Here is a 12,557-nt window from a genome sequence, read left to right on the forward strand (position 1 = left end):
ATTTACTCAGAATAAAACCCGGTAAAGGACTTCTGGAACTTTGTTGTTTACCGGGTTTGTCAATTTTATTGATTAAAACTTTTCTTCCAGCTTTCTACCAATTCTGTGAAACGGGAGTTTTCAAAAGTCTTATTTCTTATTTTACCTACAGAAAATATACCTTTCTCTTCAGAAATCATTAAAATCTCTTCAGCTTTCTGAGATTCAAATGCGATAATCTCGTGTTCCTGAATATCAGCAAGGTTATTTTTATGTAAAAAAGTAACAAAATTTTCCATCAAAGGAGAAATGTAAGCCCCTTCAGTCTGCTTTGGCACTTTAATAATGTCACCTTCTAAAAAAAGAAGATTTCCTGCTGTAGTACGTGCTATTCTTTTGTTTGGATTCAGAAGAATAACGTCATCAAGGTCATTTTCCTGAGCATAGATCGCTCCATAGATATTTTCCGGACAGTGAACCCTGATATTGCTCAAAAGGTTATTATTAACGTTAATTTCTTTAATCAAATCCAATTCTAAAGGTCTTTGATGAACTGCCAGCACATCTGCCATTTCTGAAACTTCGTAAAAATAGGAAACAGAAGATTTTGCCAATGTTATGCTGTCAGTATTCCTGAACACCTGGAAATTGATAATTCCGTTCTTTACTCCTTTACCTTCAATAATTTCTTTTTGAAAAAGTGTCTGGAAAAACTCCAGGGTGTAAGTCAGAGGGATATTCATTCTCATCTTTCTCATGGAAGCCATCAAGAAAAAATAGCATTCTTCGTCCATGATCAATCCACCATTTCTTACAAAGAAAGAAACTTTTACTGAGTCGCCCCAAAGGAAGGCTCTGTTCTTTACATTTAACTCGTCTGATGTAAAATATTGATTTTCCAATTTTTGATGTGATTTATTTACAAAAAAATAATGAACGATAAATCGTTCATCAGTTTTATCATTTAATATAGCCCGGTATTATGCCGCACCTAATTTTATTCTCAGGTTCTCAATAAGATTTTCCCAATACATTGCATTTTCCTCTTCATCACCTTCTTCACAAAAGTCTGTAATATTTAAAGCCAGATCTTCTGTAATATCATCAATTGTGATAGTCATTTCAAAGAAATTTTTTGTTCCTTCATCTTCTTCCCATCTGAAACGCACGAAACCTTCAGGCTTATATCTGATCAAAGTGGCCTTCTCAGCAGGTCCTCCACCCCAGCTAAAAAAGAAATCATCGCCTTTCTCTGTTACCTCATCCGCAAACCATTCAGACAATCCCTCCGCAGTCGCCAGATATTCATACAAAATCTCTGATAAACAGTGCATTGGAAATTCGTAATGGACTTTATGTTTCGCCATATAATCTTTGTTTTATCGTCCCGCAATATATAAATTAATTTTTTTATTACGCAAAAAAACAATTACTTTTTTAAAGAATCAGTATGATATTTATCACAGGATTTGAATCCTTATTCATTTAATTTTTAATGACTAAAATTGCCATGTGAAGCATAAAAAAATCTCTCTTTTTCAGAGAGATTTTATCTTTAATTTTCGTTCAGTATATCAAGAATAATCTGACATCCTTCTCTTATTTCTTCCTTAGATAATGTAAGGGGTGGGGAGATTCTCAGGTACTCATTTCTGTATAGCTGCCAGAAAACAACAAGCCCTTTTTCCATACATTTTTTTGCCACTTCCAGCGTATATTCAGGAGTTCCTAGATTTACAGCAAGCATTAAACCTTTGCCATTGATATTTTTAATTTTAGGATGAACTAAAAGTTCTCTGAACAGTTTTTCTTTTTCTTCCACATTATTCATCAGCCCGCTGTCCAGCACTTCCTTTAAAGTAGCGTAACTTGCAGCAGCAATCAATGGATTTCCGCCGAAAGTAGTAATATGCCCCAGCTTTGGTGAATGTGATAAACTTTCCATAATTTCTCTGGAACTCATAAAAGCTCCTACAGGAACTCCTCCTCCCATTCCTTTACCCATCACCAGGATATCCGGAACAATTCCAAAGTGTTCGAAAGAGAATAATTTCCCTGTTCTCCCAAATCCAGGCTGAATTTCATCTAAAATCAAAAGTGCTCCCACTTCTTCACATCTTCTTTTCAGTTTGATCAGATAGTCCTTATCAGGGACCAGGAATCCTGCTGCTCCCTGGATGGTTTCAAGGATCACACAAGCTGTTTTCTCTGTGATTTTATCGAAGTCTTTTTCATTATTAAATTCAATGAAAGAAACCATCGGCAATAAAGGACGGAATTCTCTTTTATGGGTTTCATTTCCTGAAACACTCAAAGCACCATGCGTATTCCCGTGGTAAGAGTCTTTAAAGGAAACAATTTCTTCTCTTCCTGTATATCGTTTTGCCAGCTTCAAACTTCCATCAATAGCCTCAGCACCGCTGTTCACAAGATAGGTAACTTCTAAAGGCTCCGGAGTAGCTTCTGCAAGCAGCCTGCACAAGGCGATGGGCTTCTCCTGTGCATATTCACCATACACCATTACGTGAAGGTACTTATCAGCCTGTTCTTTGATCGCATTCACAACCTTAGGATGCGAATGTCCCAGTGTATTGGCAGAAACTCCTGCTACAAAGTCAAGATATTTTTTCCCGTCTTTACCGTAAATATAGCTTCCTTCCGCTTTTTCAACTTCAAAACCTGCAGCAAATTTTGTGGTTTGAGCCTGATATATAAAAAAATCTTTTTGCATTTCCATTGTCTCCAAAATTTCAGCAAAGCTATAAAAGATTCATTAAACGTTAAAATTAATCCACAAAAAAGACCAGCGAGTACTGGTCTTTTATATTATTTTCTTGTTCGTTTAGGCTTTTTAGCTTCTTCTTTTGCTTTTTCGTCGTCTATAGCTTTCTGAGCTTTATCGAAGAGTTCGCTATCAGCTGTGTATTGTATTTCCTCGTTATTCGGAGTGTCTACAAGAATATCCTGCCATTTTCGGATCCGGTCTTTGGTATTCCAGTTAAAATCAGGGAATTTTCTTCTTGAAGGTTCGATTTTACTCATCGGATAGGTATCTGAATTGGCTCCAATACTGCATGAAATAATCTGCAGGGCTCTTTCTTCAAACAATGCTCCGATAATTCCGCAGGTAGAAAGGGTAATTCCTATTCTTTCCGGTTTTTTGGTCTCCTGATCGGTATCATCTACATAGACAATAGACTGGGCATTTCCAACAACTCTTGCTTCTTTAATATCATTTTTCTCATAGTAAACCGTCATGAATTTTCCTTTCACCTGATTGAATTCATCTTTCAGGTTCAGGGAGTCCACTTTGCTAATAGCAAAAGCATTTCCAATAACTTTTAATGAGTCAATATCTTCTGTTTTGGTATTGAAATAAGCTTCTACTTTATCGCCGGTTACCTGTTTTTCGCCGCTCCAAAGAATCGGGTTGGTATACATATGCATGACTCCGTCTGTTTCATTGAAGGCAATGGAATCTGCTCTTCCCTGTGCATTGGATTTATAAATACGAGCTTTTTTAAAGGCTCTTAAATAGCTTTTCTTCACTTTTATATCCAGTGAATCCGGTCTTTGATAAGAGATAATTTTTTCTGATGCAAAATAGATGGAATCTTTTTCCATCACTTTTACTGCATAAGGATTTTTCGTCATCATTGCAGAGTCTTTTTTCTCAAAGATCTCTCCGTAGCCACCTTTTATATATCTTCTTTCCTTTGGATCATCAAGGGTTACATTTCCTGTTGCTTTACCGAATCCTGTAATCTGATTATAGTACATATCATCACCGGTAAGGATTTTTTCATTATAAAAGATTCTGGAGTTTTTGGTTAAATAAGCCTCCTTTGAATCCATTTTATAAGTTCCTTTTTCTGTGTAGATTCTGTTTCTGGGATTGGTTTTGCTGGTAATGGTTGTAGGACCTAAGAAATCAGCAATTTTTGTGTTCTGATTCTGTTTGATATTGGGTCCTTCAATGGTATATTGTGGAGTTTCAATTTTTACATTTCCTGTAAGATCTACAACTCTTGTATTGAGAAAATATGTTCCTACTTTCGCATAGGTTACATTCTGGCCATCAGAGATTGTTCCTCCTGTATTAAAATAAGCCTGATTAGCCAGTCTGTCATAATACAGAATATCTGTTTTTATCGTTTGTTTGGGATCGGTTAAGACTACATTTTTTCTGGCAACACCTTTCTGGGTATTGGCATCATATTCCATTTCTCCTGCAGTGATTACAGAGCCATCTGTATTTTGAAGTCTTGTATTGCCTATTGCTTTTACAAAGTTTTCTTCATTATACAAAACTACTTCATCTGCTGTAAGAATAGAGCCTTGATGTTCAATCTGAACATTTCCGGTAAAATATTGATTCCCGTCATATTTTTCAGGGTTTTTCTTGATCTCGTCCGCATGGATGATCTTTACTTTATCCTCAGGTCTCACCTGTTTGGGCTGAGCCGGTGAAGGAGCCTGCAAATAGGGATCTCTCTTCACAGGAGTTTTATCCTGCGCAAGGCTTAGCGTAGAAATAAAGATTAACAGAAAAAGGATTATTCTCATTAATTAGTCATTCTTAGTGCCATAAAAATATAGCGAATGAGAATCAATTTTTACGCCAAATGCTTCTTCAATGGCTTCTTTGATTCCTTGGATTCTTGGGTCACAGAATTCAATAATTTCTTCAATCTCTTTATCAGAGTCTTTTTTGTAGATCACCAGGTGGTCATGCTGTTTGTCAAAATAAGACTTCTCATAAGATGAAGAGGTCAATGTCTTTTCTCCAAACTGATGCTTACGGATCAAACCTGCATCAAGGAAAATTTCAATAGTGTTGTAAATGGTTGCTTTGGAAACATGATATTTTTTCTGCATCATCAGAAGATACAGATCATCAACGTTGAAGTGATGATCCATATTATAAATCTCTTCCAATATCGTATATCTTTCAGGTGTGTTTCTGAACCCTTTTTCTAATAAGTAGTTTCTCAAAACATCCTTTATCAAAGCTATATTCTTTTCTTTTTGTACTGTATCCATTAAAAAAATTATCTACAAATTTATTGAATTTTATTTAAATAGATATTATAGTTAATACTAGTAGGTTACGAGTTGTGGCGGAAATATCCGGACTGCTCTATCTTATTATCGTAAACTGTTAATTCTGTGATCGGCGCAGATTCTACTTCAACGTTATGAGAAGATACTCCCCAAGCCTTAAAGTCATCGCTTCCGATATACTTCACAAAGTTGTAAATGTTAAGAATAATCTTTTGTTTAACAGTTAAAAGGATATCGTTGATATAGGTGTTATCTATGATTACATATTTAAGATCCGGCGGTATCTCATGAGATCTTAAAGAAGGATGGCTGCTTCTTGAAGGAATGGTTCCATCGGCCATTAAATCTTTAAGGACCATATTGAAGTAATCATTGATTCTTCGGTCAACTTTAAATCCTAAAAGGAAGTTAATTTTATATACTGTTCCCGGAAGAATTTCGTCTACTGTATATTTAAAAGTATATGGATCTTCCTGGTTTACAATGCTCAGGATAAAGTAATGATCTGCTCTTTTCGGTTGCTTTTTGATGATGGAATAGATGATTTTTGATTCTACTTCATCATTTCTTTTTGCTCTGCTCAGGTAAGCCAGGTTTGTAGCATATTTCGGAATAGTTTCATCCAGTTTCATGTCTTTAAGGATAGACACATATTTTTCTATTTTTACAAACTGGATAAATCTTGTTTTGATCAATCGCCCGTTATACCATGCATACATAGAAAGTCCGATAGAACCAGCTAAAACAACTGTAATCCATCCTCCTTCCAGGAATTTGATAATATTGGCACTGAAGAAGCCTAGTTCAATAGCCATATAAACAAATGCGAAAAATAAAATCAATATTTTGCTTACTCTTTGTTTTAATAACCAGAACACCAGCAGGATTGTTGTCATCAGCATCGTAACTGTAATGGAAAGTCCATAAGCGGCTTCCATTTTTCCGGATTCCCTGAAATGCAGCACAACAATAATACACAGAATAAGAAGTCCCCAGTTGATTCTTGGAATATACATCTGTCCTTTAACTCCGGAAGGATAATCAATTTTTTGATTCGGCCATAAGTTAAGAGACATTGCTTCTGAAAATATGGTGAAAGAACCTGTAATCAAAGCCTGGCTGGCAATAATTGCTGCTGCTGTTGCTAAAATTACTCCCGGGATGATCATCCATTCTTCCATAATCCCAAAGAACGGGTTTACTACAGAAAATCCAGGTTTGTTGTAATTAGTCAAAAGCCATGCTCCCTGTCCAAGATAGTTTAGAATAAGCATAACTTTAACAAATCCCCAGCTTACTCTGATATTTTTTGCACCGCAGTGTCCCAAGTCTGAATAAAGCGCTTCTGCTCCTGTTGTACAAAGGAAAACTGCACCTAAAATAACGATTGCACTTGGTGAGTTGACAATAAGTTTGTAAGCATAGTAAGGATTGAAAGATCTTAAAATCTCAAAATTTTCGCTCAAGTGCATTACTCCCAAACCACCTAATACAAGAAACCAAACAACCATTACAGGGCCAAAAAACTTACCAATAAAGCTGGTCCCAAATTGTTGTACTACAAAAATAACAATCAGAATTCCAATTGTGATAGGTACGACAGGAGTGTGGGGGTTATAAATTTCAAGACCTTCAATGGCCGACATTACGGTAAGCGATGGCGTAATTACCCCGTCTGCAATAAGTGCGGCAGCCCCTACAATAGCAATGAGATACAACCATCCTTTCTTAAGGTTTCTTACTAATGAAAACAAAGCAAGAATACCTCCTTCACCTTTATTATCTGCTCTTAAAGCAATGATCACATATTTTATTGTGGTCTGCAGGGTAAGCGTCCAAATAATACATGAAAGAGCACCCTCTATGTATTCGTTGAAAGGCATATTGCTCCCTTGGGATCTCGCATTCACAATTGCTTTCATTACGTAAAGCGGAGAGGTACCAATATCTCCAAAAACAATTCCTAGAGACACTAAAACTCCAATAAAGGAAAGTTTCTTTATGTCGAAGTGGTAACCATCTTCTGTAACTTCTGCCATATCAGCTTAATTTATTTTAAAGGCGCAAATTTATACTAATTTTATGACGTCAAGAATTTTTCTTCATGAATATAATAAATGAAAAAACTTCCTTTCGGAAGTTTTTCTCTATAACTATTTTACGTACATCGCTTTTTTGATTTCCTCTTTTACTTTTTCAAGCTTAGGGAACCATTCTGCAAATAATGCTGCAGAGTATGGTGCAGGTGCATCAGGAGTTGTAATTCTCTTGATAGGAGCATCTAAATAATCAAATGCTTTTTGCTGTACCATATAAGTAATTTCTGAAGATATTGAACCAAATGGCCAAGCTTCTTCCAAAATAACCAATCTATTTGTTTTCTTTACAGATTCTAAAACGGTATCAAAATCAAGAGGACGAACTGTTCTAAGGTCAATAACCTCTACAGAGATTCCTTCTTTAGCCATATCTTCAGCAGCCTGTAAAGCCAGCTTCATGATCTTTCCGAAAGAAACCAAAGTAACGTCTGTACCTGCTCTCTTGATATCTGCTTTTCCTATTGGCAAGTAGTATTCTTCTTCAGGAATTTCCATTTTATCTCCGTACATCTGCTCAGATTCCATGAAAATAACCGGGTCATTATCCTGGATTGCAGTTTTCAAAAGTCCTTTTGCATCGTATGGATTAGAAGGTACTACCACTTTAAGTCCCGGGCAGTTGGCGAACCAACCTTCAAAAGCCTGAGAGTGAGTAGCCCCTAATTGTCCTGCAGAAGCAGTAGGTCCGCGGAAAACGATTGGACAATTCCACTGTCCACCACTCATCTGGCGGATTTTTGCTGCATTATTGATAATCTGATCAATTCCTACCAATGAGAAATTGAATGTCATAAATTCTACGATGGGTCTGTTACCATTCATTGCCGCTCCCACAGAGATTCCAGTAAATCCAAGTTCTGCAATCGGTGTATCGATTACTCTTTTCGGACCAAATTCATCCAGCATTCCTTTTGAAGCTTTATATGCACCATTATATTCTGCAACTTCCTCACCCATCAGATAGATGGATTCGTCTTTACGCATTTCCTCGCTCATTGCCTGTGCAATTACCTCACGAAAAGTATATTCTGCCATATTTTCTTGAAAAATTTAGACTACAAAAATAGTGTTTTTTTATTATACACATAATAAAAAGCCATCTCATTTGAATGGAAAGCTTTAATATTAATTTTATTTAAACCGGCTTTTCTTTGTAATAGCTCTTTTATTTGCAGTTTTTCTAAAGCTACTAAGAAATTCACAATAATTCTTTTGCCCACAAAAAATGACATCTCATTTCTGAAATGCCATCTAAAATTCTATTTAAACTTATATTAATTAGCTTTCTCCCAAACCTGGGTTCTTCCTAATAAAGATAATCCTAAGTAACCTCTTACGTTCAGTTTATCACCGCTTCTTGTAATGGTACATTTATAAGTTTTTCCTGTTTTAGGATCAGTAATTGTTCCTCCTGTGAACTCATCACCGTCTTTTTTCAATCCTCTGATGATCTCTAATCCTAAAATGGGTTTCCCTTTTCTGTCATCTTTACAAGATGTACAGTTTGGATCAGCTGGTTTTATCAATAACTGAGAAACTTTTCCATAATACTTCCCATCTGATTTTTTGTACACTTCAACAATAGATTTTGCCTGTTTTGTCTCATCATCTATCGTTTTCCACTTACCTTCTATTTGTGCAAATGTGAGTACCCCACATAGAGAAAGCGCAAACGTTAACAATATTTTTTTCATATTTCTTATAGTTTTAATTTTAATATAATATTCTTATCTACGTATTGATAAAAATATAAATTAATTTTCAACAAACAAAAACTTTTATTATACAAAGCATAAAGAGCTCATGAAATGGTAAAACTACCAAAATACCGATTTGTAAATTAACCCACTTCCGTTAACATTTCTACCTTTTATCTTAATACAGTTTCCTGTTAATTACTCTATCCATATAATCCTGATACCACGCTTTCGCTGTTTTCTTTCCGGCTTCAACTTCAGGGTTTTTAACTTCATTAAGAAGATTTTTTTCAAGGCTCAGATCTGATTTGTCATATACCCCAATGATTTCTTTTCCATCAAAACGGTAAATATAATTTCCGATCATGAACTGATCTGTGCTTCCATCTGAATTGACTACGATGAAAGGATATTTTTTATCACTCACCAAACTTCTGCCCCAGCTTCTGATGGGCTTGTTATATCCGATAAGGTCGGCCAATGTAGGATATATATCTGCCTGCTGTGCTGTTTCCTGACTGACTCCTTTTAACTGATAAGCAGGATTCGGAGAATAGAAAACCAATGGAACTGCATAACGGTTCATCGCTCTTTCGTATTCCTGATAATACACCTGATTGGTGTGATCTCCGGTGAAAACAAAAATAGTGTTGTTATACCAGGGCTGTTTTTTTGCGGTTTCAAAATATTGTTTGATGGCATAATCCGTATACTGCATCGGCTCATGTATTTCAATTTTCCCTTTTTTAAATTTACCGTTATATTTTTCAGGTACTTTAAAAGGATGGTGTGATGAAGCAGTGAATACTGTGGTCATGAAAGGTTGTTTCTTCCCGATATTTTTAGCAAAATACTGCAGGAAAGGTTCATCCCATATTGCCCACATTCCATCGAAGTCTTCATCATGATTGTATTCTGTTTTCCCAAAATAATGTTTAAATCCTAAAATATTTCCGAATCCAAGGAATCCCATAGAACCATTCGGTGCTCCATGATAAAAAGAAGTATCATATCCCAGATCATTACAAACAGACACAATAGACTGAATTTTCTGGTTAGAATAGGGTGATCCGGTAAAGGCATCGGTAAGACTCGGAATTCCTGCTAAAACACTGCTCATCCCATGAATAGACTGCCTGCCATTCGCAAAAGTATTGGGAAAAATAAGACTCTGGGTTGCCAGGCTGTCCATAAACGGAGTATAAGAAACATAATCCTTAATATTTTTATCTTTATTAAAAGCTCCGGAATATTCTCTCCCAAAAGACTCTACAATGAAAATAACAATATTGGGACGGTTTTCAACTTTTCTGTCATATACTTTATAAGGCTGTACATTTTCTTCAATATATTTTTGATCTACGAAATGAACTTCCTTAAAATTATTGGTATTTAAAGTTCTGAAAAAGGAGAATGTACTGTTGAGTACCATATTTCCCTGCAGTGGATTCGTTACAAAACGGGTAGCATCCACCATGTTAATAGGTCTTGTACTGTGTTTAAAATCTCCTCTGATTCCTCCTACCACCAATACAGCAGTAAGACACAACGTAACAATGGAAGTAAGAAAATAAGGAAGTAATTTCAAAGGCTTCACCTCCTCCACTTTTACTCTTTTGTAAAAGAAAACCCACAATCCCATTAAAACAATAAACCAAACCAGCACAAAAGGATGTTCTCCCACAGAAATCATCAGCGTTTGGGAAACGTTGGATTCATGTTCAGCTACCTGAAATACTGCAGAAGTAAGTCTTGCCTGTGAGAATTTATAGTAAATAAAATCCCCGAAATTCATGGCATAGGCAATGCCATTGGTGATAAAATACAGCCAGAAAAGAATTTTCTGAAAAACTTTCTTTGTATTGATTACCAAAGGCAATAAGCTAAGGAGTATAAACAATGCATTGACATATAAAATAGCAGTGGTATCGAAAGCTGTACCATGGAAGGCCAGCTTTATATATTCTGAGACAGAGTCAACTTTAATCAGATCCTTATTAAAATACCAGAATAAAAGTCTGGCAATCTGATAAAAAACATAGGCTAAAAAAATTCTGTAAATCAATGCCAGAACTTCCTGTTTTCTAAATCCTTTTAAAAATTTCATGGGGCAAATTTACATCAAAATCACTTTAATGCATTTTTTAGTGCAGATTATTTTGAGTTAGAATTTGTAAAAACTGTAATTTTGTGGTTATGAATTTTATAAAGAATAATCTGGCCAATGCCTTAACCCTGGCTAACTTATTTGCAGGCTGCATAGGAGCAATACATCTAATTTTAGGAGATTATCAGACTACGGCAATCTGCCTTATTCTCTCTTCGATTTTCGATTTTTTCGATGGCTTTGTAGCCAGAGCTTTAAAATCAAATTCCAATCTGGGACTTCAGCTGGATTCTCTTGCGGATATGGTAAGCTTTGGAGTAATTCCCGGACTTACTATGTATAAAGCTCTTGAACCATTTGGTACAGACCTTCTTGGAATTCACTTTCCGTTTGAAATCAAGTATCTCGGACTGATTGTTACTGTATTTTCCTGCCTGAGGCTTGCCATCTTCAATCTTGATGAAGAGCAGCGTTATTATTTTAAAGGATTAAACACACCCACCAATACTGTTTTACTATTTGGCCTCTATTATGCGTTCAAAGAAACCGGAACTTTTAGCTTTTTGTTCAATAATGAGCTACTGCTGATTCTCCTGACTCTTCTTACGTCATGGCTTCTGATCAGCCCGATCAAGATGATGGCGATGAAATTCAAATCAAAACAATTAAAAGACAACTATCCTAAAATAGTATTGCTTGTAGGAGGAATTGCTATTCTTGCCATATTTCATGTAGTAGGAATCCCGATGCTTGTTATTTATTATATATTGGTGTCCCTTATTTTTCAGGGACAATTAAAATAATTTATTTAAATAAAACACATTTCAAATTATTAATCATCAACATGAATTTAAAACTCCATAAACCACTTTGTATTTTTGACCTGGAAACAACAGGAACCAATATCGGAAAAGACAGAATTGTTGAAATCTGTATCTTAAAAGTAAATCCTGATGCCTCCAGAGAAAGCAAAACATGGCGCGTCAACCCGGAAATGCTTATTCCTAAAGAAAGCAGTGAGATCCACGGGATTTATGATGAAGACGTTAAGGATGCTCCTACCTTCAGAGATATTGCTTCTAAAATTATGGAAATGATTACCGGAAGTGATTTGGGTGGATTTAATTCCAACAGATTTGATGTTCCGCTTTTGGCTGAAGAACTTTTAAGAGTAGGTATGGATTTTGATCTGAGTAAGTTCAGATTGGTAGATGCACAGACTATTTTTCATAAGAAAGAACCCAGAAACTTAGGCGCAGCTTACCAGTTTTACTGTGGAAAAACACTGGAAAATGCCCATTCTGCAGAAGCTGATGTAATGGCAACATTTGAAGTTCTGGACGCTCAGGTTGGAAAATATGATGATATTCCGAATGAAATAGCACCACTAAGCGAATTTACATTCCATAATAAAAATGCAGATCTTGCCGGATTTATCGGATATAACGAAAAAATGGAAGAAGTTTTCAACTTTGGAAAATATAAAGGTCAGGGTGTGAAAGCAGTATTTCAAAAAGATTTAGGGTATTTCGGATGGCTTCAGAATGCTGACTTTCCGCTGTATACCAAGAAGATTTTCACAAAGATTCAACTCTCAAGCAGATTTTAAAT

At 35.7% G+C, this 12,557-nt stretch carries 11 protein-coding genes; 2 read left to right on the forward strand and 9 right to left on the reverse strand.

What is annotated here, in order from left to right:
• Positions 1-65 precede the first annotated feature (65 nt).
• The 9 genes from KIK00_RS10845 to KIK00_RS10885 all read right to left on the reverse strand — a co-directional run bounded on the left by KIK00_RS10845 (position 66) and on the right by KIK00_RS10885 (position 10,946).
• The gene (locus tag KIK00_RS10845; RefSeq protein ID WP_255816563.1) at positions 66-881 is read right to left on the reverse strand and encodes an aminotransferase class IV; all 816 of its coding nucleotides are present in this window, start codon (positions 879-881) and stop codon (positions 66-68) included.
• A 78-nt stretch (positions 882-959) separates the two neighbouring features.
• Positions 960-1,346 (reverse strand): START-like domain-containing protein, encoded by a 387-nt coding sequence (locus tag KIK00_RS10850; protein ID WP_034696870.1) that lies wholly within the window; start codon positions 1,344-1,346, stop codon positions 960-962.
• A gap of 188 nt (positions 1,347-1,534) precedes the next feature.
• On the reverse strand, positions 1,535-2,710 hold the full coding sequence (locus tag KIK00_RS10855) for an aspartate aminotransferase family protein (protein WP_255816666.1): 1,176 nt from the start codon (positions 2,708-2,710) through the stop codon (positions 1,535-1,537).
• A 95-nt stretch (positions 2,711-2,805) separates the two neighbouring features.
• On the reverse strand, positions 2,806-4,545 hold the full coding sequence (locus KIK00_RS10860) for an OstA-like protein (RefSeq protein WP_255816564.1): 1,740 nt from the start codon (positions 4,543-4,545) through the stop codon (positions 2,806-2,808).
• A 3-nt stretch (positions 4,546-4,548) separates the two neighbouring features.
• Positions 4,549-5,022: a Fur family transcriptional regulator gene (locus tag KIK00_RS10865; RefSeq protein ID WP_027374694.1), complete on the reverse strand. Its 474-nt coding sequence runs from the start codon at positions 5,020-5,022 to the stop codon at positions 4,549-4,551.
• A gap of 65 nt (positions 5,023-5,087) precedes the next feature.
• Entirely contained in the window at positions 5,088-7,082 is a 1,995-nt protein-coding gene (locus tag KIK00_RS10870; RefSeq protein ID WP_255816565.1) for a KUP/HAK/KT family potassium transporter, read from the reverse strand.
• 114 nt (positions 7,083-7,196) lie between these two features.
• Positions 7,197-8,177, reverse strand: coding sequence for a pyruvate dehydrogenase complex E1 component subunit beta (locus KIK00_RS10875; RefSeq protein WP_255816566.1), 981 nt, complete (start codon positions 8,175-8,177; stop codon positions 7,197-7,199).
• Positions 8,178-8,416: 239 nt separating this feature from the next.
• Entirely contained in the window at positions 8,417-8,836 is a 420-nt protein-coding gene (locus KIK00_RS10880; protein ID WP_255816567.1) for a DUF2147 domain-containing protein, read from the reverse strand.
• Between the two features lie 181 nt (positions 8,837-9,017).
• A complete protein-coding gene (locus KIK00_RS10885) occupies positions 9,018-10,946 on the reverse strand; it encodes an LTA synthase family protein (RefSeq protein ID WP_255816568.1) in 1,929 nt (642 codons plus the stop codon).
• An 89-nt stretch (positions 10,947-11,035) separates the two neighbouring features.
• On the opposite strand from KIK00_RS10885, the gene KIK00_RS10890 reads away from it, so the two are divergent.
• Together KIK00_RS10890 and KIK00_RS10895 are read left to right on the forward strand one after the other, a co-directional pair.
• Positions 11,036-11,749 carry a phosphatidylcholine/phosphatidylserine synthase gene (locus KIK00_RS10890; protein WP_255816569.1) on the forward strand — a complete coding sequence of 238 codons (714 nt, stop codon included), beginning with the start codon at positions 11,036-11,038 and terminating at the stop codon, positions 11,747-11,749.
• Positions 11,750-11,790: 41 nt separating this feature from the next.
• Complete coding sequence (locus tag KIK00_RS10895; RefSeq protein WP_047434759.1) at positions 11,791-12,555, forward strand: 3'-5' exonuclease; 765 nt, start codon at positions 11,791-11,793, stop codon at positions 12,553-12,555.
• Positions 12,556-12,557 lie beyond the last annotated feature (2 nt).

It is taken from the genome of Chryseobacterium sp. MA9, assembly GCF_024399315.1.
Lineage (GTDB): Bacteria > Bacteroidota > Bacteroidia > Flavobacteriales > Weeksellaceae > Chryseobacterium.

Bases quoted from the DNA above. Each gene is read 5' to 3' on its own strand.
- KIK00_RS10885 (WP_255816568.1), bottom strand. From the start codon at position 10,946: ATGAAATTTTTAAAAGGATTTAGAAAACAGGAAGTTCTGGCATTGATT.
- KIK00_RS10875 (WP_255816566.1), bottom strand. From the start codon at position 8,177: ATGGCAGAATATACTTTTCGTGAGGTAATTGCACAGGCAATGAGCGAG.
- KIK00_RS10850 (WP_034696870.1), bottom strand. From the start codon at position 1,346: ATGGCGAAACATAAAGTCCATTACGAATTTCCAATGCACTGTTTATCA.
- KIK00_RS10855 (WP_255816666.1), bottom strand. From the start codon at position 2,710: ATGCAAAAAGATTTTTTTATATATCAGGCTCAAACCACAAAATTTGCT.
- KIK00_RS10860 (WP_255816564.1), bottom strand. From the start codon at position 4,545: ATGAGAATAATCCTTTTTCTGTTAATCTTTATTTCTACGCTAAGCCTT.
- KIK00_RS10870 (WP_255816565.1), bottom strand. From the start codon at position 7,082: ATGGCAGAAGTTACAGAAGATGGTTACCACTTCGACATAAAGAAACTT.
- KIK00_RS10865 (WP_027374694.1), bottom strand. From the start codon at position 5,022: ATGGATACAGTACAAAAAGAAAAGAATATAGCTTTGATAAAGGATGTT.
- KIK00_RS10890 (WP_255816569.1), top strand. From the start codon at position 11,036: ATGAATTTTATAAAGAATAATCTGGCCAATGCCTTAACCCTGGCTAAC.
- KIK00_RS10880 (WP_255816567.1), bottom strand. From the start codon at position 8,836: ATGAAAAAAATATTGTTAACGTTTGCGCTTTCTCTATGTGGGGTACTC.
- KIK00_RS10895 (WP_047434759.1), top strand. From the start codon at position 11,791: ATGAATTTAAAACTCCATAAACCACTTTGTATTTTTGACCTGGAAACA.